Origin of the sequence: Pseudomonas sp. 2FE (assembly GCF_005503735.1) — a bacterium.
Classification (GTDB): domain Bacteria; phylum Pseudomonadota; class Gammaproteobacteria; order Pseudomonadales; family Pseudomonadaceae; genus Aquipseudomonas.
This window is the reverse complement of sequence record NZ_SCMO01000011.1, coordinates 43,865-65,694: the sequence shown is the minus strand read 5'-3', so window position 1 is coordinate 65,694 and position 21,830 is coordinate 43,865. Positions and strand designations below refer to the sequence as shown.

Below are 21,830 nucleotides of genomic sequence, written 5' to 3'. Positions count from 1 at the left end.
TTTGATAGTGCCCGAACTGGGTCATCTGTCGATGATTCTGGCCCTATGCCTGGCGCTGGTGCAGGCCACGCTGCCGATGATCGGCGCCTGGCGTGGCGATCACCAGTGGATGAGGCTGGCGCAGCCTGCGGCCTGGGGGCAGTTTGCCTTTCTGCTGTTTGCTTTTGCCTGCCTGACCTACGCCTTCATGGTCGACGACTTCTCGGTCGCCTATGTCGCCAACAATTCCAACAGCGCGTTGCCCTGGTACTACAAGTTCAGCGCCGTGTGGGGCGCCCACGAAGGCTCCTTGCTGCTGTGGGCATTGATCCTCGGTGGCTGGACCTTCGCGGTGTCGATCTTCTCCCGGCAGTTGCCGGATGTGATGCTGGCCCGCGTGCTGGGTGTGATGGGGATGATCAGTATCGGCTTCTTGCTGTTCCTGATCGTCACCTCCAACCCGTTCGAACGCCTCCTGCCGCAGAGCCCGGTGGACGGCCGCGACCTCAATCCGCTGCTGCAGGACATCGGCCTGATCGTCCATCCGCCCATGCTCTACATGGGCTATGTCGGCTTCTCGGTCGCCTTCTCCTTCGCCATCGCCGCCTTGCTCGGCGGTCGCCTGGATGCGGCTTGGGCGCGCTGGTCGCGGCCGTGGACCATTGTCGCCTGGGCCTTCCTCGGTATTGGCATCACCCTGGGCTCCTGGTGGGCCTACTACGAGTTGGGCTGGGGTGGCTGGTGGTTCTGGGACCCAGTGGAAAATGCCTCCTTCATGCCCTGGCTGGTCGGCACCGCGCTGATCCACTCGCTGGCGGTGACCGAGAAGCGTGGCGTGTTCAAAAGCTGGACCGTGCTGTTGGCGATTGCGGCGTTCTCGCTGAGCCTGCTCGGCACCTTCCTGGTGCGCTCGGGCGTGCTGACCTCGGTGCATGCCTTCGCCTCCGATCCCGAGCGCGGCGTATTTATTCTGGCCTTCCTGTTGCTGGTGGTCGGTGGCTCGCTGACGCTGTTCGCCCTGCGCGCGCCGGTGGTCAAGAGCCACGTGGGTTTCGCCCTGTGGTCGCGGGAGATGCTGTTACTGGGTAACAACCTGGTGCTGGTGGTCGCCGCCTCGATGATCCTGCTCGGCACCCTCTACCCCTTGGTCTTGGACGCCTTGACCGGCGCCAAGCTGTCGGTCGGCCCGCCGTACTTCAATGCGCTGTTCGTGCCGCTGATGAGCCTGCTCATGCTGGTGATGGCGCTGGGGGTGATAGTGCGCTGGAAGGACACCCCGCTGAAGTGGCTGCTCGGCATGCTCAGTCCGGTGCTGCTGGCTGGCGTGGTATTGGGCGGCGTCGCGTCCCTGCTGGTGGCGGATTTCCACTGGGCGGTGCTGGCGGCCTGCCTGCTGGCGGCCTGGGTGGTGTTGGCTGGCCTGCGCGATCTGCTCGACAAGACCCGCCACACCGGCCTGCTCAAGGGGATCCGCGGCATGACCCGCAGCTACTGGGGCATGCAGGTGGCGCATATCGGCATCGCCGTCTGCGCCCTCGGTGTGGTGCTCTCCAGCCAGAACAGCGCCGAGCGCGATCTGCGTCTGGAGCCGGGCGAGTCGATGGAGCTGGGTGGCTATAGCTTCCTCTTCGAGGGCGCGGAGCACTTCGAAGGCCCGAACTTCAGCTCGGATAAGGGCACGGTACGGGTGATCGAGGACGGCAAGGAAGTCACAGTGCTGCACCCGGAAAAGCGTCTCTACAGCGTGCAGAACTCGGTGATGACCGAAGCTGGCATCGACGCCGGTTTCACCCGCGACCTGTACGTCGCGCTCGGTGAGCCGCTGGAAAATGGCGCCTGGGCGGTGCGGGTCCACGTCAAACCCTATGTGCGCTGGATCTGGTTCGGTGGCCTGTTGACCGGTTTTGGCGGTTTGCTGGCGGCCTTCGATCGGCGCTACCGGGTGAAAGTGAAAACCCGCGTGCGTGAAGCCTTGGGTCTGACTGGAGCGCAAGCATGAAGCGGGCGATCTTGCTGTTGCCGCTCGCAGTCTTCCTGATTGGCGCGGTCTTTCTCTATCGTGGTCTGTTCCTCGATCCGTCCGAACTGCCTTCGGCCTTGATCGGTAAACCCGTGCCGGCGTTTTCCCTGCCGGCCGTGGAGGGCGAGCAGACCCTGACCCAGGCCGATCTGCTCGGCAAGCCGGCGTTACTCAACGTCTGGGCGACCTGGTGCGTGGCCTGCCGGGTCGAGCATCCGGTGCTGAACAAGCTGGCCGAGCGGGGCGTACGCATCTACGGCGTCAACTACAAGGACGACAACGCCGCCGCGCTGAAATGGCTGAAGGAATTCCACAACCCCTATCAACTGAATATCCGCGACGAGCAAGGCAGCCTGGGCCTGAACCTGGGCGTCTACGGCGCGCCTGAGACCTTCCTGATCGACAGCCAAGGCATCATCCGCCACAAATTCGTCGGCGTGATCGACGAGCGTGTCTGGCGCGAGCAGCTGGCGCCGCTCTATCAGGGCCTGGTCGACGAGGCGGGCCAATGAAGCGCTGGTTTGCCGCGGCCGCAGTCATAGCCGCACTGGGCCTGAGCCTGATCGGCGTCGCGCAGGCGGCTATCGATACCTACGAGTTCGCCGATGAGGCCGAGCGCGCACGCTTTCGCCAGCTGACCCAGGAACTGCGCTGCCCGAAATGCCAGAACCAGGACATCGCCGACTCCAACGCCCCGATTGCCACCGACCTGCGCCGGGAAATCGTTCGCATGCTCGGCGAGGGCAAGAGCAACGAGCAGATCGTCGAGTTCATGGTGGATCGCTACGGCGAATTCGTCCGCTACAAGCCGGCGCTGACTGCCCGTACCTGGCTGCTCTGGTATGGCCCGGTGGGCTTGCTGATCGGCGGCCTGCTGGTGATGGGCGTGCTCGTGCTGCGCCGTCGCAAGGAGGCCGCCGCGGGTGTCGCCACGCTTTCCGCCGAGGAGCGTGCGCGCCTCGACGCACTTTTAAACTCAGAGCATGCGGATAAAAAAGACCCATGATTGATTTCTGGCTCGCCGCCGGCCTGCTGTTGCTGGTGGCCTTGGCTTTTCTGCTGATCCCCGTGTTGCGTGGCCGCCGTGCCCAGGCCGAGGAAGACCGTACCGCCCTCAACGTGGCCCTCTATCAGGAGCGTCTGGCCGAACTGGAAGATGAGCAGCAGGCTGGCGTGCTCAGCACTGAGCAATTGGACGCAGGACGCACCGATGCGGCCCGTGAGTTGCTAGCCGATACCGAAGGCGCCGAGCAGGAGCGTAGCTCGCGCCTGGGTAAGTTGACCCCGTTATTGGCCGCCGTGCTGGTGCCGTTGATGGGGGTTGGTTTTTACCTGCACTGGGGCGCCAGCGACAAAGTCGAACTAGCTCGTGAGTTCGCCCAGCAGCCACGCACGGTCGAGGAGATGACCGCGCGCCTGGAGCAGGCCGTCAAGGCCCAGCCGGACTCCGCCGAGGCCTGGTATTTCCTCGGTCGTACCTATATGGCCCAGGAGCGCGCCGCCGACGCGGCGAGTGCGTTCGAGCGGGCCATCGGTCTGGCCGGACGTCAGCCCGAGTTGTTGGGCCAACTGGCCCAGGCGTTGTATTTCGCCAAGGGTAAAAAGTGGTCGGCGGAGCTGCAGGCGCTGACCGATGAAGCGTTGAAGGCCAATCCGCAGGAGGTCACCAGCCTTGGCCTGCTGGGTATTGCGGCGTTTGAGGACAAGCGCTTCAAGGATGCGGTTGGCTTCTGGGAGCGCTTGGCGGTTCTGCTGCCGGCCGGTGATGCGTCGCGCAGCGCGATTGAGGGGGGGATCGAGCGCGCCCGGGAACGGCTCGCGCCGGGCGAAACCCTGCCCGAGCCGGCTGCGGTGGCCACGGTTGCCGCGCTGAAAGTGCGGGTCGAACTGGCGCCGGCGCTGCAAGGCAAAGTCCAGCCCACCGACACGGTATTCGTCTTCGCCCGCGCCGCCTCCGGCCCGCCGATGCCGCTGGCGGTCAAGCGCCTGACCGTGGCCGACCTGCCGGCGGAAGTCAGCCTGTCGGATAGCGACGCGATGATGCCGCAGCTGAAACTCTCCAACTTCCCTCAGGTCTTACTGGTAGCCCGTGTGTCACGGGCGGGAAATGCCAAGGCGGGTGAGTGGATTGGTCGCAGTCAACCCTTGGCTAGCAGCACAGCGGATCAGCAACAGCTGACTATCGATACGGCGGATGGCCCGGCGCAATGAAAACTACTATTCGTCTCGGTTTAGCGGTGCTGCTGTTGGCGTTGGCCGGTTGTACGGTACCTGTGGTGCAGCAGCCGATCCCGCAACAACCGATTCCACAGCCTCCAGGCCGCAGCCAGCCGCCGCCCGGCCCGCCAGCGCGCAGTACCCAGCAACCGAAAAGCCAGCCGATCCCGGCGCAGCCACCCGCTGCCACGCGGATGAAGGCCCACCCGCACTTCGCCCCGCCGCCGGGTGCGAGCAGTTTCTGGGACAGCAAGCTGGGGGTCTACGTGCTCGAGGATGCTAAAGGCATCTACTACCGCGAGCGCACCTACTACCGCTGGAACAACGGCTGGAGTTGGGCCAGCAATCTGCAAGGGCCTTGGCTACCCACCGACAACAGCGGTGTGCCGCCGGGTTTGAGCCGGCAATATCCGCAGTAGGCACGCCTATGTACCCGTTAAATGTTGAGCAGGGCTGCAGCTCTTCGTGGGAGCAAGTGCTGTTCGCGAAAGGGATGTAGGCTGGGTAGAGCCGTTTTTCGGCGAAACCCAGCAACGGGTCGAGCTGGGTTTCGCTGCACTCTAGCCAGCCTACGGTTTTGCGCTTTCCCAATGAGCGCTCTGCAACAGCAGACTCAGACATAGCCAAACATTTTGCCTCGGTCGGAGCTGCCCATGTGCTGGGCCGCCAGCCATTCCTGGCGCAAGGTCGCGACCAATTGCGCGGCGGGCATCGCGCGTAGCCGTGGCAAGTCTTCGCCACCCAGAGCGACAGACATTCCGCATCCCCAGCTGCAGCGGCCGCCCGGCGGATATCACCGCTCAGGCTGTTTTGTGCCGGGTAGGGCGCTGGCAGCGAATTGGCCATCTTGCTGAGAAGCTCATTCACCAACCCACGCGCCGGGCGTCCAGAGAACGCATGAGCCAAGGCATAGACGCCGGACAGGCTTTTGAGGCTATCGGTCAGCCTCGGCAGAAACTCCGCATTGCGCCCGCCGCGTCGCTTGCCGCACACGGTGCGCGAACGATCATGTCATCCGAGGTGAAAGGCGAGGTCGAATCTGACGTGCTATCGACGATGGCATCGATGGGCCGCCGAAGTGGTGGTGGAGGCGGTGCGGGCTAAGGTCAGCGGGGCCGTGGAACACGTCAGGCGGATCGAAGTGAGCATGCGTTTATTCCTTGGCTGAGACAGACGGGTAGCCTGGTTATGTGGTCGTATCCAGACTGCTTGGTCGACTTGCAGCTCGAGAGCCAGCAGCCATGGGCTAGGCGCCAGCCAGGCACTCATTTGACGGCAATAGCCCTTGCCTTAAGGGGAATTTGCTGGTGCACTCCGCGTTTATTTAGCTTGCGGCACCCGGCACCCGAATCGGTTTTCGGTTGCATGTGACGGACAAAACATGATCATTCTTGTTGGTTCAAAAATCGACCAATCGACCATCCAGGCTTCTCTGGGCAAGCCTGAATACAGCTATTTTTTTCTGATGAAAGACTTTATGCCCGCGCTTGAGCGTATCGGTACGGTCATCCTGGTTAAAAGTCTGGTTGAAATCGAATCGCTTTATGCGCACTACCGCGCAGAAGGGCAGTCAATCATTTTTCTGAACTTCAGTCCGCCGCACCAAGTTCCGTTGGGTTTGGAATGTCCGACGGTTACTGTGTTCGCTTGGGAGTTCGATAGCCTGCCCTCCATGGCCTGGGACGAGGATCCCCGGAACGATTGGCGTCATGTGTTCGCCCATACCATTGGCGCGATCACTACCAGTCAGGAGACGGCCCTGCTGGTGGATAACGCAATGCAAGGAAGTTTTCCTGTTATTGCCCTACCTGCACCGATTTGGGATCGTTATGCCTGTCTTGCATCTCAGGATGGACTTTCTCCTGATCTAGGGGCTCGCCAGTTTCCATTTGCCGGCATCGTCATCGACAGCCCGGTTTTGGGACTCTCCGCGGATGGCCTGGTACGCAAGCCAGAACCTGCTGCGAAAGCGCCAGAGCCGGCTACGGAAGCGCCCGAGCCTGCAGCAGAGCCCGATCCTTCGTCTGCAACTCGCCGCGTCGAGGCCTGGCAGCTCAGTAAAGCGCTGCTGACGGGGTGGTGGCGCGAGATTCACCGGCCTCTTGAGCCCGTTGCGGCTATTTCTCAGTCGTCAAATGAGCCGCTCCTGGAACCGCAGGAGCCTGATGAGCCGCAACAACCAGAGGAGCCCGAAGCCAAACCTGAGCCACACCTCATCGGCGTCAATGGAGTCGTCTACACCACCGTGCTCAACCCGGCTGACGGGCGCAAGAACTGGGTCGATCTGATTACCGCATTTTGCTGGGCTTTCAAGGACACCGACGATGCCACGCTGATCGTGAAAATGACCCATCACGATCTGGAGCACTACCGCGTCGTTCTGATGACGCTGTTGTCGCGTCTAGCTCCTTTCCGTTGTCGTGTGGCGGTGCTGCACGGCTTCCTGGAGGACGAGCAATACCAGGCGCTTATCAGTGCCAGCAGTTACTACGTGAACGCCTCGTCCGGTGAAGGGCTGTGCTTGCCATTGATGGAGTTCCTCTCGAGTGGCAAGCCGGTAATTGCTCCGGACCACACGGCAATGGCGGATTATCTGAACGAGCAGGTAGCCTTCGTTCTCAAGTACTCGCTGGAGCCAACCTGCTGGCCGCACGACCCCACTGGCATGCTGTTCACGCACCGGCATCGACTCAATTGGCAATCATTGCTGGAAGCCTTCCAGAGCAGCTATCTGGTGGCACGTAACAACCCCGCGCACTATCAAAGCATGTCGAGCAATGCTTACCAGCAGATGCGCAGTTTTGCCGCGGTTGAGCGCGTCAGTGAAGCGCTCAAGGCATTCTTGCACAAGGTTCTGACTGCCGGGGCTGCGAAACCAGAAGTCTGGACGCCAAAGAGTCTGGACGTATGAAGTTCCTGGTCTATTCGGAAATCACTGCAGCGCGAATTGCGGTAAGCCTGGGTTTGCCAGAGTACAGCTATTACTTTGTCCTGCGCGACTTCATGCCGGTGCTGCAGGAGCTGGGGGATGTGCAAGTCATTGAGCGGCCCGAAGTGGAGGTCGATCGGTTATACGATGAGGCCTGCGCGGCTGGCGAGCGCTGCCTGTTTCTTTCATTCTCTCCACCGCAGAAAACGCCTCTCAACTTGCGTTGCCCGACGATCCCGGTCTTCGCCTGGGAATTCGACAGCATCCCGAATGAGCACTGGCTGGATGAGCTGAGCCAGGACTGGCGTTATGTGCTGGAAAAATGCGGTCGCGGTATTACCCATTCAGGCCTCACCGTCCAAGCGGTAAAAGCTGAAATGGGCGAGAGCTTCCCGGTGATTTCCATCCCTTCGCCGGTATGGGACAAGTACCAGTCACTGCGCGAACAGCCGGCGGTCCAGCCGCTGCAGCAGGGCATGCGGATCCGGGTGCGCTCGGGCGTGGTATTGGATACCCACGATGTTGCCCTCGAACCCTATATGCCTGGCCCCGACGCGGTGGCCAAGGCTGTCGCTGCTGCAAGAACTCGCGAGCAAACGGACAGCCCGCCTGCTGCCCAAACAGCAACGCAGGTAATTCAACCATCCCGCCAGCAATCACGGCTGCAGATTAGCCGTCGCTATCTTGGCGAATGGTATTTACGCGTCCTGCGCGAGCTCCTGCCCTGGTTGCCCGATCCCGCTCAGTTAGCCGCACCGACAGCAGTAGAGCTGGTGATAGAGTCTGACGACAAGCGACTCGAACCGCGTAATCCGGTTGAGCCTTCCTCACTGCCCAAGTCGGGAGTCAACCCACGGACACCGCAATGGGCATTGAACGAGTGTAGCTTTGAGCTTTCAGGTGTCGTGTTCACTGCACTGTTCAACCCCTACGATGGGCGCAAGAACTGGGTCGACATGCTCACGGCTTTTTGCGCGGCATTCAAGGATGCTGCGGACGCCACGCTGGTGTTCAAACTCGGCCACCACGAGTACCAATCTGCGCTGAATGACATGCTGATGTGCATGGCGCGGATGCCCAAGTTCAAATGCCGGGTGGTGTTGCTGCAGGGGTTCCTTGAAAATGCCGAGTTCGACAGCCTGATACGCGCCAGCGCTTTTGTGGTCAACGCCTCACACGGCGAGGGGCAATGCCTGCCGTTGATGGAGTTTCTCTCCTGCGGTAAACCGGCGATCGCGCCGCGCCATTCGGCGATGCTTGACTACATCGACAGTGAAGTGGCCTTTGTTGTCGATAGCTGGCTGGACGCGACGGCTTGGTCGCATGATCCTCGCCTGGCCTATCGGACCTGCCGCCACCAGATCGACTGGGCCTCACTGGTTCGTGCCTATTGTGCGGCCTACCAGTGCGTGCGCAACGAGCCATCGCGCTACACACAGATGTCGGCTGCTGCGATCGAACGCATGCGCGGACACTGCTCCCAAGCGGTTGCCATGACGCGCTTGGAGGATTTCCTGAACCTTGACGAGGCGCTCAGCCAATGAATCAATTCGATTTATTCCGCCGCCTGGCCGGGATGGAAAGCGACCCGCGTTCCATCGAAGAGATCTGGAAGGAGACTTCCAGTCAGCCGGATTTCGTCGACTCCCGCGACTGCGGCTTGGTCGATGCAGTGCAGAGTGGCTGGTACCTGGGCGATAGTAACGAGCTGTTCAGAGGTTTTCCGATCAGCGCCGAAGACGCTGTGCTGGATGTCGGCTGCGGCGCCGGTGGCGCCACGCTGTTCTGCGCCAACCGCGGCGCACAGGTAGTATTCACCGACGTAGTCGCGGAAAAGATCGAATCGCTGCAAGCCAGGGTTGCGCAGACGCCGGCGCGCAAGGCCGCAGGTTTTGTGTCCGACAGCCTCCCGCTGCCGGTGGCGGATGCCAGCATGTCGCGGGTGATCTCCATGGAAGTGCTGGAGCACGTCGAAGACCCCGCCGCCTTTATGTGCGAACTGGTACGGGTCGGGCAGCCAGGAGCCCTGTACCTGTTGGCCGTGCCGGACCCGGTTGGCGAAAACATTCAGAAAATCATCGCTCCCCCATCCCACTTCAAGCAGCCCAATCACATCCACATTTTCGAGCGTGAAGCCTTTGCTCGCTTGGTCACCGACGCCGGGCTGGAGATTGTTCGCCGTGATGCCTACGGCTTCTATTGGACCCTCTGGATGTTCCTGTTCTGGATTTCTGCCAAGGCTGAAGGCTTCGAGCTTGACGGAGCCTCTCACGATTTCGTGAAACCACCGTATCCACCGTTGCTGAATGACTGGGCCAAGCTTTGGCACCAGGTCATCAAGATGCCAGAGGCGGCACCGATGAAGCAGGCGCTGGACCAGTTGCTGCCGAAAAGCCAGGTGATTATTGCGCGCAAGCCGGAGAATCGCTGAGATGAGTAGGCGTATCGCCGACATTGAGGTGCTGCGGGCGATCGCCGTGTTGTTCGTGGTGTTTCAGCATGCAGCGAACCTGTTCCCTTGGACATCGCCAACGCTGGAGGTGCTGTATGCCTACCTTGGAGGCATGTTCGGGGTCGATCTGTTTTTCGCCGTGTCTGGTTTCGTCATCGCCCGCGACCTGATCCCGCGCCTGCTCGGCGCGCCCGATCGGGCGACAGCCTGGAAGACCATGCTGGCGTTCTGGCTGCGGCGTATCTGGCGTATCTGGCCGTCAGCTTGGCTGTGGCTGGGCGTGATTCTGCTGGCGGTGCTGATATTCAATCGGAGCGGCGCGTTTGGCAGCTTCGAGGCCAACTTGCAGGCGACCTTTGCTGGAGTTTTCCAGTACGCCAATGTGCGGTTCGCGCAGACTTTCATGGTGCGCGAGTTCGGCGCCAGTTTCGTCTACTGGAGTCTATCGCTGGAGGAGCAGTTCTATCTGCTGTTTCCCTTCCTGATCGTGCTGTTCAGGCGGCGCTTGGTCTGGTTGCTGATAGCCATCGCGCTGGTGCAGATCTGCATACCCCGTCAGCATCTTTACCTGATGATGTTCCGCACCGATGCGCTTGCGCTAGGCATTTTGCTCGCCCTATGGAGTCGCAAGGCCTCGTGGCAGGCCGTACTGCCGGTGTTCTCCGCCTTGGGCGGGCTGGGGCGTATGTTGCTCGTGCTGGGCTGCGTCGGTGCCATGGCGCTGCTCAGCAGTCTTCTCGACCTGACCCGTTATGCTCTCGGCATCATCGCCGTGCTGTCGGCGCTATTGGTCCTGATGGCCTCCTATGACCGTGACCTACTGTTACCTCCTGGCCGACTCAAGGCGCTGCTGGTCTGGATAGGCGAACGTTCCTACGCGATCTACCTGATCCATGTACCGGCCTTCTACGCCACGCGCGAGCTGTTTTATCGCGTCTATCCCGAGCAGGTCGCCTCCGTTCAACTTACGGCCGCCTACCTGGCCTGTGCTCTGGTCATATTGCTGGTGTCGGCAGAATTGAATTTCCGCCTGCTCGAGACGCCGCTGCGTAGGCGCGGCGCCGTTGTGGCCGCACGGGTACTTGCGGCCCGCACGCCACGACAACGGCTCCGAAGCGGCTCTCCTGGGCGCCGTAGCTATTTCCTCCGCCGAACTCACTGCTAAGGTCTAGTCATGCTGGAATCCCTGAAACGGCTCATACGTCCCACCCCTGCCGAGCCGGCTCCTTTACCGGCAGAGGCGACACAAGATACCCAGGAGATACCCGACAATTCGACGCTGACGGATGCCTACTTGAGTGGCTGGTTCCGCCGTGACAGCGGCGAGCTGTTTGAGGGCTTCCCGATCAATGCCGAGGACACTGTGCTGGACATCGGCTGCGGCGATGGGCCTTTCGCCCAGTTCTGCGCGGAGCGCGGGGCGGAAGTGATCTTCGCCGACATTGACGCCGAGAAGGTTGCGGCGGTCGAGGCGATGCTGAAGCAGTCGCCGGCCCGAGCTGTGATTCCCCTGGTCACCGATGCGAATCCGATTCCGCTGCCGGCTGCGCGGGCGAACAAGATTATTGCGATGGAAGTACTCGAGCATGTGGACGATCCGGCCCAGTTCATGGCCGAACTGGTGCGGGTGGCGCGGCCCGGCGCGCAGTTCCTGATTACCGTGCCCGATCCCCTCGGCGAGAGTGTGCAGAAGAAGCTGGCACCGGCCGCCTATTTTGAACACCCGAACCACATCCGGGTATTCCAGCGCGAGGAGTTCGAACGACTGATCCTGGATGCCGGTCTGGTCATCGAGCGGCGTGCCGATTACGGTTTCTACTGGTCGATCTGGTGGTTCTTGTTCTGGGCCTGCAAGCAGGACCTCTCGCCGCCCTGGCACCCGCTGTTGGAGAGCTGGACCCACACCTGGAACATGCTGCTGTCGATGCCCGACGGCCCGCGCATCAAGAAAGCGTTGGACGAGGCGATGCCAAAGAGCCAGGCGATCATTGCCCGTAAACCTGACCTCTAACGACGTGTGAAATCTTGAAGATGAGCAGTAAGAAGAATCTTGAAATCGAATACCTGCGGGCCATTGCCATTGGTCTGACATTACTTAGTCACCTGCCGATTTTGCTGCCTTTCCATCAAACGTTTTTAAATACGCTGTTCGCGGTGTACATGCCATGGAGCGGTGTCGATCTGTTCTTCTGCATCTCAGGCTATGTAGTCAGCAAGGCATATCTCGATTTTTTCGATGAGCGCAGGGACAAAGGCGAGTTCTGGTTGGCTGCACAAAGTTTCTGGATTCGCCGGATCTACCGCCTTCTGCCCACAGCCTGGCTGTGGATTCTGATCCCGCTACTTCTCTCGATCTTTTTCAATCAATCCGGCGTTTTCGGTTCTTGGTACGACAACCTGCGCAGCCTAATTGCGGTCATGACGTTTAGCGGGAATCTGGCCAATCAATACGGCGCGACGTTGGGGCCGAACCCGGTTTACTGGAGCCTGGGGCTCGAAGAGCAGTTCTATTTTATTTTTCCGCTATTTCTTCTTTTTGTAACCAGCCCACGCTGGCGGGTAATTGTGCTGTTGGCATTAATTGCTTTCCAGTTTCTCATCGATCGAAACCCATTTGGCTCACCTGGCAGCGCGCTAGCGGCGTCATTCCGCCTGGATGCAATGATGTGGGGGGTGTTGATCTGCATGTTTTCACGCTCGCTGATCTACAAGCAGTATGAGCCGGTGTTTCTCAAGGGCTCTCCAATTCGAGTGTTGGGACTCAACTTGCTGTTGTTGTATATGCTCGGCGCAATTCCGGGACAGATGATTGCAACGCCGATAGCGGTGGGGTTGATCGCCATTGTTTCCGCTCTTCTGGTATTTATGGCCAGCTTCAATGCTGGTTATATCTTTAGCCCGCCCTTGCTTCCTAGTTTCTTGCAGTGGATGGGGTCCCGCTCCTACGGGATGTATTTGATCCATTTTCCGGCATATCACATAAGCATAGAAATATGGCAGCGCTATGCCCCTACACAGGGCCTGGAGTTCAACGGCGGACTGACTGCCGAACTACTCCTCACCGCAGCATTCTTTATCGTGGTGCTATGCGAGTTGAACTACCGCCTGATCGAACAGCCCTTGCGCAGAAAAGGCGCGGAGATCGCCCGGCGGCGCCTGCAATCAGACACTTCAGCGCCACCGCTTGACGCAAGCGCCCAGAGAGCCGCCCAGCTATGAACCGGAGTCTTTTAGTCACAGGGGCCAATGGCTTCGTGGGAAAGCATTTGGTTGCCCTTGAGGCGGCCGGGGGAATGTCGGACTGGCGGCTACAGACCACATCCGCTGGCTTTGATCTCTTGAGCCCAGACAGTATCGACGCAGCCCTGCAAGCGGGCGTGCCTGATGCGGTGATCCATCTGGCCGGCCAGACCTTCGTGCCCGAGGCTTTTCGCGACCCCGCGCACACGCTGCAGGTCAACTTGATTGGTACGTTGAACCTGCTGCAGGCACTCAAGAACAGGGGATTCAGCGGTACATTCCTGTATGTCAGTTCGGGCGATGTGTATGGCCAGGTCGGCGAGCTCGATCTACCAATCGCCGAGACGCTGGCACCGCATCCGCGCAACCCCTACGCCGTCAGCAAAGTTTCCGCCGAGCTGTTGTGCCAGCAGTGGAGCTATGCCGAGCCTTGGCGCATCATTGTGGCACGTCCGTTCAACCATATTGGCGCCGGGCAAGGGGAGTCGTTTGTCATCCCCAGCATGGCGCGCCAGATTATTCGAGTTCGCCGGGGTTTGCAGCCCGCTCTCCTGGATGTCGGCGATGTCGACGTGACGCGGGACTTCCTCGATGTCCGCGATGTGATTCAGGCCTACCTGGTTTTGCTGGAGCAAGGCCGCAATGGCGAGGTTTACAACGTCTGCTCAGGGGTGGAGCAGAGGGTGCGCGATCTGATCACGCAGATGGCCAGCCTGGCAGGAGTCGAAGTTGAGCTGGTGCAGGATGCGACCCGATTGCGCCGCGCCGAACAACGACGAGTTGTCGGATCTTCCGACAAATTACAAAAAGAGACCGGGTGGAAACCTGGCATTTCAATCACGGAAACCCTACAGAGCGTGCTCTCTGACTGGGCAGCAAGAGAACTATAAGAATGTCCAAAACTGCTTTGATTACTGGCGTGACGGGTCAGGACGGCGCTTACTTGGCCAAACTGCTGTTGGAAAAGGGCTATGAGGTTTCTGGGCTGGTCGCCAGACGCAGTAGCGATACCCGCTGGCGCTTGCGCGAGCTGGGCGTTGAGGCCGAGATTCGCTATCTCGAGGGGGACTTGGCTGACGCCTGTTCTATTCAGCGCGCGGTGATCAAGTCCAAGCCGCAAGAGATCTTCAACCTGGGAGCCCAGAGTTTTGTCGGCAGTTCCTGGGATCAGCCGGTTACCACCGGGATAGTGGATGGTCTTGGGGTCACGCATCTGCTCGAAGCGATTCGCCAGTTTTCGCCGGAAACCCGCTTCTATCAAGCCTCAACCAGCGAGATGTTCGGCTTGATCCAGGCCGAACGGCAGGACGAGAACACGCCGTTTTATCCGCGCAGCCCCTACGGCGTGGCCAAGTTGTATGGCCACTGGATCACCGTCAACTACCGCGAGAGCTTCGGCCTGCACGCGTCCAGCGGCATCCTGTTCAACCACGAGTCGCCACTGCGCGGGATCGAGTTCGTGACCCGCAAGGTCACCGATGCGGTGGCCCGGATCAAGCTGGGCAAGCAGCGTGAGTTGCGTCTCGGCAACATCGACGCCAAGCGCGACTGGGGCTTTGCCGGCGACTACGTCGAGGCCATGTGGTTGATGCTGCAGCAGGAGCAGGCGGACGACTATGTGGTGGCCACCGGCGTCACTACCACCGTACGCGACATGTGCCAGTTGGCCTTCGAGCACGTCGGGCTGAATTACCAAGATTACGTGGTGATCGATCCGCAATTCTTCCGCCCGGCCGAGGTGGAGGTGCTGCTGGGCAACCCGGCCAAGGCCGAGCGCAAGCTGGGCTGGAAGCCGCAGACCAGCCTGGGCAGCCTGATCCAGATGATGGTGGAAGCCGATCTGCGCCGTGTTGGCAAGGAGTGAAGCAGCCATGATCATTCCCGTCATTCTCTCCGGTGGCGCGGGTACCCGCTTGTGGCCGGTATCCCGCGAAGGGCATCCGAAGCCGTTCATGCGCCTGCCGGATGGCCAGTCGCTGCTACTGAAGACCTACCTGCGTGCCGCCGGGCTGATTGCCGAGGGTGGCGAGATCGTCACGGTGACCAACCGCGAGCACTATTTCGAAAGCAAGGAGCATTTCGCCGAAGCCAAACTGACTGGCCGGCGCGCGCGTTTTCTGCTGGAGCCGCAGGGGCGCAACACTGCGCCGGCGATTGCCGTGGCCGCCTTGGCCTTGGCGGCCGAGCAGGGTGAGGATGCGGTGCTGGTGGTGATGGCGGCGGATCACCTGATCCACAACCTGGCGGAGTTCAAAACAGCCACCGAGCATGCGGTAGCCTTGGCCCGTCAGGGTTATCTGGTCACTTACGGTATTCGGCCGAACGCACCGGAGACCGGTTTCGGCTACATCGAAGTCGGGGATGCACTGGATGAGCTCGGTGGGCGCCAAGTGAAACGCTTCGTTGAAAAGCCCAATAGCGTGACGGCCCAAGAGTACCTCGACAGCGGTCGCTTTCTGTGGAACTCCGGCATGTTCTGCTTTACCGCCGGTAGCCTGATCCGCGAGTTGCAGGCCCATGCTCCGGAGTTGCTCGAGCAAGCCCGCGCCTGTGTGGCACAGAGTCCGCTGCAGGACAGCGCCGCGGTGCAGGTGCAAGAGCTGCATGGCGCGAGCTTCGCTGCATTGCCGGACATTTCCATCGACTATGCGGTGATGGAGCGCTCAGCGAAGGTGGCGGTGGTGCCGGCGGCATTCGACTGGAGCGACATCGGCTCATGGGGCGCCCTATGCCAACTGGTCGAACCGGATGCCGAGCAGAATCGCGCCCAGGGCGATGCGATTTTCATCGATAGCCGCAACACCTATGTACAAAGCCAGGGACGCCTGATCGCCACCGTGGGCGTGGACAACCTGATAGTGGTGGAGACTGCCGATGCCGTGCTGGTGGCTCGTGCCGATCGGGTGCAGGAGGTGCGCCAGGTGGCCAAGCGCTTGAAGTCGGAGAACCATGAGGCCTATCGCCTGCATCGCACCGTGTCGCGCCCCTGGGGTACCTACACCGTGCTCGAGGAAGGGCCGCGGTTCAAGATCAAACGCATCGTGGTGAAACCCGGCGCCTCACTGTCGCTGCAGATGCACCATCACCGCAGCGAACACTGGATAGTCGTGCAAGGCATGGCCAAGGTGGTCAACGGTGGTGAACCGCAGCTGGTCAACAGCAACGAGTCAACCTTCATCCCGGCCGGGCACAAGCACCGCCTGGAAAACCCAGGGGTGATCGATCTGGTGATGATCGAGGTGCAGAGCGGCGAATACTTGGGCGAAGATGACATCGTGCGTTTCGAGGATCAATACGGCAGGGTTCTGTAATGGCGGTGGGCATGGCTCGCGCGGTATGGAATTACCGCGGTTTTGTTCTGGGCAGTGTCAAGCGCGAGTTCCAGACGCGTTACCGCAATTCGTTGCTCGGTGCCGCCTGGACGATTCTCAACCCGCTGTCGATGATCATCGTCTACACGGTGATTTTTTCCCAGTTGATGAAAGCCCGGCTGCCCGGCGTGGATAACAGCCTGGCCTATGGTATTTACCTGTGCGCCGGGGTTCTCGCCTGGGGCTTTTTCGCCGAGGTGATTGGCCGCAGTCAGGCGGTATTTCTCGAACACGCCAACCTGATCAAGAAGCTGAGTTTTCCGCGCATCTGTCTGCCGCTGATCGTGGTGCTGAATGCCGGGCTGAACTTCGCCATCATCCTGGCGCTGTTTCTCGGGTTTCTGCTGGTGACCCAGAACTTTCCCGGCTGGGCCGTGCTGGGGGTGATCCCGGTGCTGCTCATCCAGGTCGCCTTCTCCATCGGCCTGGGTATCATTCTCGGTGTGCTCAACGTGTTCTTTCGCGATGTCGGGCAGTTTGTCGGCATCTTCCTGCAATTCTGGTTCTGGCTCACCCCCATCGTGTATCCGCTGTCGATTCTTCCCGAAGGTATTCAACCTTTGATCGATGCGAACCCCATGGCCGCGCTGATCGCTGCTTATCAGGGTATTTTTGTCTATGGCCAATGGCCGGACTGGTCTGCACTCTGGCCGACCGCGTTGCTCGCGATGGTGCTCTGTCTGTTGGGCATGCGCCTGTTCCGCAAGCGCTCCGGTGAAATGGTGGATGAACTCTGATGGGCAGTATTCAGGTTACGCAACTGGGCAAGGCCTACAAACAATACCCCACGCGCTGGTCGCGCCTGGCCGAATGGCTCATCCCCTTCTCGGCGCCCCGGCATCAGTTGAAGTGGGTGCTGCAGGACGTCTCTTTCCTCGTCAATCCCGGTGAGGCGCTGGGCATTATCGGGATCAATGGCGCGGGCAAGAGCACGCTGCTGAAGATGATCACCGGCACCACTCAGCCAAACGCTGGGCAGATCCAGATTCAGGGCCGTGTCGCCGCGCTGCTCGAGCTGGGCATGGGCTTTCACCCGGACTTCAGTGGCCGGCAGAATGTCTTTATGGCCGGTCAGTTGCTGGGCCTGAGCATGGAAGAACTGAATGCGTTGATGCCCGAGATCGAGGCCTTTGCCGAGATCGGCGACTATATGGACCATCCGGTGCGCACCTACTCCAGTGGCATGCAGATGCGCCTGGCCTTCAGTGTGGCGACGGCGCGCCGCCCGGATGTGCTGATCGTCGATGAAGCCCTGTCGGTCGGCGATGCCTATTTCCAACACAAGAGCTTCGATCGCATCCGCGAGTTTCGCAAGGCCGGTACCACCTTGCTGATCGTCTCCCACGACCGACAGGCGATTCAGTCCCTCTGCGATCGGGCCATTTTGCTGGCCCATGGCCGGCTGGCGCTGGAGGGGGCGCCCGAAGAGGTGATGGACTTCTACAGCGCCATGCTGGCCGAAAAGGAACAGCAGACGGTCCGTCAGGAACGCTTGGACAATGGCAAGATCCGTACCATTTCTGGCACCGGCGAAGCCGGCTTCGTCGATATCGCCTTGCTCAATGCCCAGGGGCAGCGGGTCGAGGTGCTCGAAGTCGGCAGCAGCGCGACGCTGGAGGTTACGGTCGAGACCCGGGCGCCGATCAGCCGCCTGGTCCTGGGATTTATGATCAAGGACCGCATGGGGCAGGCGATCTATGGGATCAATACCCACCGCCTGCATCGCGTGCTGGAGAACCTGTCGGCCGGCGAGCGCATCGTTTACCGTTTTGCCTTCCCGGCGAACCTGGGTAAGGGCAACTACTCCATCGCCTTGTCCCTTTCACGCTTTGACTCACATCTGGACACCAACTACGAATGGCGCGACTTCGCCCTGGTGTTCCATGTGATCAACATCAATAAGCCCGACTTCGTCGGCTGTGCCTCGCTCGATGCCAACCTCAGCATCGAGCGCAATGCGCCAGCGCTTGCAAAAATTACCGAGGAAGGAAGCGTTACATGAGATTGCTGATCGAGTGCACCTATGTCTATGACCATCCTCAGGACAACTCCGGGATTCAGCGTGTGGTGCGCAATATCGTCAATAACCTTGACGGCCTAGCCGTTGAGGCTGTCTGTGTGCCGGTGATTCTGAAAAACGACAAGGTATACAGCGTTACCCAACTGAGTCCCTCCCGAGGAGGGCTGTCCGGCATCCAGACCTGGCTGTCGCGCCAGCATGACCGCCTGGGACGCTGGCGCAACCGGGTCTGGCTGTACTATGCGCAGCGTGAACGCAGTTGGCCGTTCCAGTATTCGCCGCTGCTCAGGTTTTCCCTGCGTCTGGCCTGCAAGGCTTTCAGCTTTTGTCTGGCGGTGCCGCAAAAACTGCTGGCGCACTTGTCGCTGCACTATGTGGACAAGTCACGTGCCCTTGAACTGGAGTGCCAACCGGGCGATGTGCTGGTGCTGCTGGACTCTTCCTGGCATGCCGACTTCTTTCCGGTCGCCGAGCGGTTACAGAAGGACGGCATCGGTATCGTCTCGGTGATCTATGACCTGATTCCACTGACCCACCCGCAGTTCTGCGATGAAGGTCTGGTGCGGGTCTTCGAGCAGTGGTTCGACTGGATCGCGCGCACCGCCGACGGCTTTATCGCGATCTCGCAGACCATCAGCGATCAAGTCCGCAGCGAGGTGCAGTGGCGCCTGGGTCGCGATGTGGCGGCGCGGCGTTGGTTCGATCATTTTCATCTGGGCAGCGAGCTGGACCAAGTCAATCCACGAGCGGTGGTGCGCCAAAGTGTCCAGCGGATGTGCAAAGGCCGTTCGGTCTATCTGATGGTGAGCACCATCGAACCGCGGAAAAACCACGTCTACCTGCTCAATGCTTTCGAACGCTTGTGGGACGAGGGCAGTGAGGTGGCGCTGTGTTTCGTCGGTAAAGTCGGTTGGAAGACTGAAAAGCTGATCGAGCGGGTCAAGCAGCATCCGCAATTGAACAAATGCCTGTTTATGTTCAACGATCTGAGCGACCGCGAACTGGAATATTGCTACAGCCATTCGCGCGCGCTGGTCTTTCCGTCTTACGTCGAGGGCTTCGGCCTGCCGCTGGTGGAAGCCATGCAGCGTGGTTTGCCGGCCATGGCCAGCGATATTCCGGTGTTCCGCGAAATCGGTGGTGATTCCATGGCCTATTTTGGTTTGTCGGAGCCAGAATCCCTGTGCCGACTGGTGCGAAGTTTCGAAGCTACTGGCAACTTCCCGGCGCAGACCTGTTTGAGTCAGTGGTCCTGGTTATCCTGGCAAGGTTCTGCCACCCAGTTGATCGAGCGAGTTCAACGTCATACCCAGAGGCGGCAAGAAGTACTTTGTGCTGTCAGACCCGATGTCCATATCGGTCGGCCTTAACGCCAGCATCCTGCGCGCGCCGCGTACCGGCATTGGCCACTATCTGGCTGAGCTGGTTGCGGCATTATCGGTCTCGGGTGAACTGCAAGTTAACCTGTTTACTGGTTTTGGCTGGCAGTCTGAGCTGCCAGCCGCACCCCTGCCGGGCTATTCGCGCTGGGCCGGGCTGGCCAAGCGTTGGGTGCCGAATGCCTATCGGGTGCGCCGCTGGATCGAACAGAAACGCTTCGAGGATGGATTGAGGCGTCAGCCTGTCGATCTCTATCATGAGCCCAGCCTTTGGCCGTTCGAGTTTGACGGGCCGATGGTGATGACCCTGCACGATCTGACCCATGTGCACTACCCGTACACTCAGCCGGCCGACCGTTTGGTCGAGATCGAGCGGCATGCCGCGCGTGGTGTGGAACGTGCGCAGCGCATTCTGGTCGACTCGCAGTTCATTGGCGACGAGGTCTGCCGCTATTACGGGGTGCCCGCCGAACGGGTCGTGGTGGCGCCGCTGGGTTGCGCCGCGCGCTTTCATCCGCGCACAGCCGAGCAGTTGGCGCCGCGCTTGCAGGCCCTGGACTTGCGCCCCGGAGGCTATCTGCTGTGTGTCGGTACCTTGGAGCCGCGCAAGAACCTGCAGTTGGCCCTGCGTGCCTATGAGCGCTTGCCGGCGGCGCTGCGCCAGCAGTACCCGTTGGTGATTGCCGGCATGCCGGGCTGGCGTCCCGAGCAACTGGCCGCCCCCTTGCGGCGTGCGCTGGCCGGCGGGCAAGTGCGCCTGCTGGGCTATCAGGACGATACGAGTCTCGCCGAGCTGCTCGCCGGTGCTCGCCTTTTACTCTTTCCCTCACTCTACGAAGGCTTCGGCCTGCCGGTGCTGGAGGCCATGGCCAGCGGCACGCCGGTCATCCTCAGCGGCAGTTCGGCACTACCGGAGGTGGCTGGCGAAGCCGGGTTTTATATCGATCCCCAGGACGATCGCGCTTGTGCTGAAGCCATCCGCCTGCTGATCGAGGATCAGGCGCACTGGCAACGGCTGCGCGAGGCCGGTGTGCTGCGCGCACAAGAGTTTTCCTGGGAACGCTGTGCGGCGATTACCGCGAGTGTGTACAAACAAGCCGTGGGGTGCTGATGCGCGTTTTACATTTTTTCAAAACCTATCTGCCGGAGTCGGTGGGTGGTATCGAGCAGGTGATCTACCAGCTCTGCCAGAGTGGCGTGGGGCAAGGTGTCCACAGTGAGGTACTGACCCTCAGCGCCAATCCTGAACCTCGCGAGGTGATGGTGGCCGATCACAAGGTGCACAGGGCCAAGCTGGATCTGCAGATTGCCTCGACCGGTTTTTCCTTCAGCGTACTCAAACGCTTCCGTGCCCTGGCCGCGCAGGCGGACATCATCAATTATCACTTTCCGTGGCCCTTCATGGATCTGGTGCACTTCACTTCGGGCGTGAACAAGCCGATGGTGGTCACCTATCACTCCGATATCGTCCGCCAGAAGCATCTGCTGCGCCTCTACAGCCCGCTGATGCATCGCTTCCTGCGGAGCGCTGACCGTATCGTGGCAGCTTCACCCAACTACCTTGCAACCAGTGAGGTACTCAAGCGCTACCGCAATAAAACCGTGGTGATCCCTTACGGTTTGGATCGCAACAGTTACCCCGCCCCCAGTGTGGAGTGCTCGGCAAGCTGGGAGCAGCGATTCGGACGGCGTTTCTTTCTGTTCGTCGGTGTTATGCGCTACTACAAGGGCCTGCACATCCTGCTCGAGGCCGCCACAGGCACCGGCTATCCGATCGTCATAGTCGGCGCCGGTCCGCTGGAGCAGGAACTGCGCGAGCAGGCGGCCAACCTGGGGCTGAGCCACGTGCACTTCCTGGGACGCCTGGGGGAGGAGGATAAAGTCGCCTTGCTGCAGTTATGCACTGCAATCCTGTTTCCCTCGCATTTGCGCTCGGAGGCCTTCGGTATTTCCTTGCTGGAAGGCGCGATGTACGGCAAACCGATGATCTCCAGCGAGATAGGCACCGGCACCAGTTATATCAATATCCACGGGGAAACCGGCCTGGTAGTGCCCCCCAGCAACCCGGCAGCCTTCCGCGAGGCCATGCGGACACTCTGGGACAATCCTGAGCAAGCCCGGGCAATGGGCGAGAAGGCGAGCCAGCGCTACCAGCAACTGTTTACGTCTGAGCAGATGGGCCGGCAGATGGCGCATCTGTACCGGGAGCTGCTGGGCCGCTAG

Annotated in this window: 20 protein-coding genes and 1 pseudogene; 19 read left to right on the top strand and 2 right to left on the bottom strand. The window is 60.6% G+C overall.

Annotation, left to right across the window (positions count from 1 at the left end):
* Positions 1 to 4 precede the first annotated feature (4 nt).
* The 5 genes from FFS12_RS15740 to FFS12_RS15720 are packed head-to-tail and all read left to right on the top strand — an operon-like array spanning position 5 to position 4,635.
* Entirely contained in the window at positions 5 to 1,978 is a 1,974-nt protein-coding gene (locus FFS12_RS15740) for a heme lyase CcmF/NrfE family subunit (RefSeq protein WP_171011902.1), read from the top strand.
* Complete coding sequence (locus tag FFS12_RS15735) at positions 1,975 to 2,511, top strand: DsbE family thiol:disulfide interchange protein (RefSeq protein ID WP_137888088.1); 537 nt, start codon at positions 1,975 to 1,977, stop codon at positions 2,509 to 2,511. The genes FFS12_RS15740 and FFS12_RS15735 overlap by 4 nt, the downstream gene beginning before the upstream one ends.
* A complete protein-coding gene (locus tag FFS12_RS15730) occupies positions 2,508 to 3,005 on the top strand; it encodes a cytochrome c-type biogenesis protein (RefSeq protein ID WP_137888086.1) in 498 nt (165 codons plus the stop codon). Before FFS12_RS15735 ends, FFS12_RS15730 begins: the two co-directional genes overlap by 4 nt.
* A complete protein-coding gene (ccmI, locus tag FFS12_RS15725; RefSeq protein WP_137888084.1) occupies positions 3,002 to 4,210 on the top strand; it encodes a c-type cytochrome biogenesis protein CcmI in 1,209 nt (402 codons plus the stop codon). Before FFS12_RS15730 ends, ccmI begins: the two co-directional genes overlap by 4 nt.
* Positions 4,207 to 4,635, top strand: coding sequence for a hypothetical protein (locus FFS12_RS15720; RefSeq protein WP_137888082.1), 429 nt, complete (start codon positions 4,207 to 4,209; stop codon positions 4,633 to 4,635). Before ccmI ends, FFS12_RS15720 begins: the two co-directional genes overlap by 4 nt.
* 194 nt (positions 4,636 to 4,829) lie before the next feature.
* On the opposite strand, the gene FFS12_RS19960 is transcribed toward FFS12_RS15720, so the two are convergent.
* Both FFS12_RS19960 and FFS12_RS20500 read right to left on the bottom strand, forming a co-directional pair.
* Complete coding sequence (locus tag FFS12_RS19960) at positions 4,830 to 4,973, bottom strand: hypothetical protein (RefSeq protein WP_171011894.1); 144 nt, start codon at positions 4,971 to 4,973, stop codon at positions 4,830 to 4,832.
* Positions 4,974 to 5,002: 29 nt separating this feature from the next.
* Positions 5,003 to 5,062, bottom strand: a pseudogene (locus FFS12_RS20500) (hypothetical protein); the annotation flags it as partial.
* A gap of 535 nt (positions 5,063 to 5,597) precedes the next feature.
* Between FFS12_RS20500 and FFS12_RS15710 the strand changes: the two are divergent.
* From FFS12_RS15710 to FFS12_RS15645, 14 genes are read left to right on the top strand one after another with little or no spacing between them, the layout of a single operon-like run.
* On the top strand, positions 5,598 to 7,127 hold the full coding sequence (locus tag FFS12_RS15710) for a glycosyltransferase (RefSeq protein WP_137888079.1): 1,530 nt from the start codon (positions 5,598 to 5,600) through the stop codon (positions 7,125 to 7,127).
* Positions 7,124 to 8,689: a glycosyltransferase gene (locus tag FFS12_RS15705; RefSeq protein WP_137888077.1), complete on the top strand. Its 1,566-nt coding sequence runs from the start codon at positions 7,124 to 7,126 to the stop codon at positions 8,687 to 8,689. The genes FFS12_RS15710 and FFS12_RS15705 overlap by 4 nt, the downstream gene beginning before the upstream one ends.
* Positions 8,686 to 9,576, top strand: a complete 891-nt coding sequence (locus tag FFS12_RS15700; RefSeq protein ID WP_305955924.1) for a bifunctional 2-polyprenyl-6-hydroxyphenol methylase/3-demethylubiquinol 3-O-methyltransferase UbiG — start codon at positions 8,686 to 8,688, stop codon at positions 9,574 to 9,576. The genes FFS12_RS15705 and FFS12_RS15700 overlap by 4 nt, the downstream gene beginning before the upstream one ends.
* A gap of 1 nt (position 9,577) precedes the next feature.
* On the top strand, positions 9,578 to 10,762 hold the full coding sequence (locus FFS12_RS15695) for an acyltransferase (RefSeq protein WP_137888230.1): 1,185 nt from the start codon (positions 9,578 to 9,580) through the stop codon (positions 10,760 to 10,762).
* A 9-nt stretch (positions 10,763 to 10,771) separates the two neighbouring features.
* Complete coding sequence (locus FFS12_RS15690) at positions 10,772 to 11,608, top strand: bifunctional 2-polyprenyl-6-hydroxyphenol methylase/3-demethylubiquinol 3-O-methyltransferase UbiG (RefSeq protein ID WP_137888075.1); 837 nt, start codon at positions 10,772 to 10,774, stop codon at positions 11,606 to 11,608.
* 20 nt (positions 11,609 to 11,628) lie between these two features.
* Entirely contained in the window at positions 11,629 to 12,816 is a 1,188-nt protein-coding gene (locus tag FFS12_RS15685; protein ID WP_137888073.1) for an acyltransferase, read from the top strand.
* Positions 12,813 to 13,727: a GDP-mannose 4,6-dehydratase gene (locus tag FFS12_RS15680; protein WP_137888071.1), complete on the top strand. Its 915-nt coding sequence runs from the start codon at positions 12,813 to 12,815 to the stop codon at positions 13,725 to 13,727. Before FFS12_RS15685 ends, FFS12_RS15680 begins: the two co-directional genes overlap by 4 nt.
* Positions 13,728 to 13,729: 2 nt before the next feature.
* The gene (gene gmd / locus FFS12_RS15675) at positions 13,730 to 14,701 is read left to right on the top strand and encodes a GDP-mannose 4,6-dehydratase (RefSeq protein ID WP_137888069.1); all 972 of its coding nucleotides are present in this window, start codon (positions 13,730 to 13,732) and stop codon (positions 14,699 to 14,701) included.
* 7 nt (positions 14,702 to 14,708) lie between these two features.
* The gene (locus FFS12_RS15670; RefSeq protein WP_137888067.1) at positions 14,709 to 16,148 is read left to right on the top strand and encodes a mannose-1-phosphate guanylyltransferase/mannose-6-phosphate isomerase; all 1,440 of its coding nucleotides are present in this window, start codon (positions 14,709 to 14,711) and stop codon (positions 16,146 to 16,148) included.
* Complete coding sequence (locus tag FFS12_RS15665; RefSeq protein ID WP_137888065.1) at positions 16,148 to 16,945, top strand: ABC transporter permease; 798 nt, start codon at positions 16,148 to 16,150, stop codon at positions 16,943 to 16,945. Before FFS12_RS15670 ends, FFS12_RS15665 begins: the two co-directional genes overlap by 1 nt.
* Entirely contained in the window at positions 16,945 to 18,210 is a 1,266-nt protein-coding gene (locus FFS12_RS15660; RefSeq protein ID WP_137888063.1) for an ABC transporter ATP-binding protein, read from the top strand. The genes FFS12_RS15665 and FFS12_RS15660 overlap by 1 nt, the downstream gene beginning before the upstream one ends.
* Positions 18,207 to 19,598, top strand: coding sequence for a glycosyltransferase family 1 protein (locus tag FFS12_RS15655; protein WP_137888061.1), 1,392 nt, complete (start codon positions 18,207 to 18,209; stop codon positions 19,596 to 19,598). The genes FFS12_RS15660 and FFS12_RS15655 overlap by 4 nt, the downstream gene beginning before the upstream one ends.
* Positions 19,582 to 20,718, top strand: coding sequence for a glycosyltransferase family 1 protein (locus FFS12_RS15650; protein ID WP_137888228.1), 1,137 nt, complete (start codon positions 19,582 to 19,584; stop codon positions 20,716 to 20,718). Before FFS12_RS15655 ends, FFS12_RS15650 begins: the two co-directional genes overlap by 17 nt.
* On the top strand, positions 20,718 to 21,830 hold the full coding sequence (locus FFS12_RS15645) for a glycosyltransferase family 4 protein (RefSeq protein ID WP_137888059.1): 1,113 nt from the start codon (positions 20,718 to 20,720) through the stop codon (positions 21,828 to 21,830). Before FFS12_RS15650 ends, FFS12_RS15645 begins: the two co-directional genes overlap by 1 nt.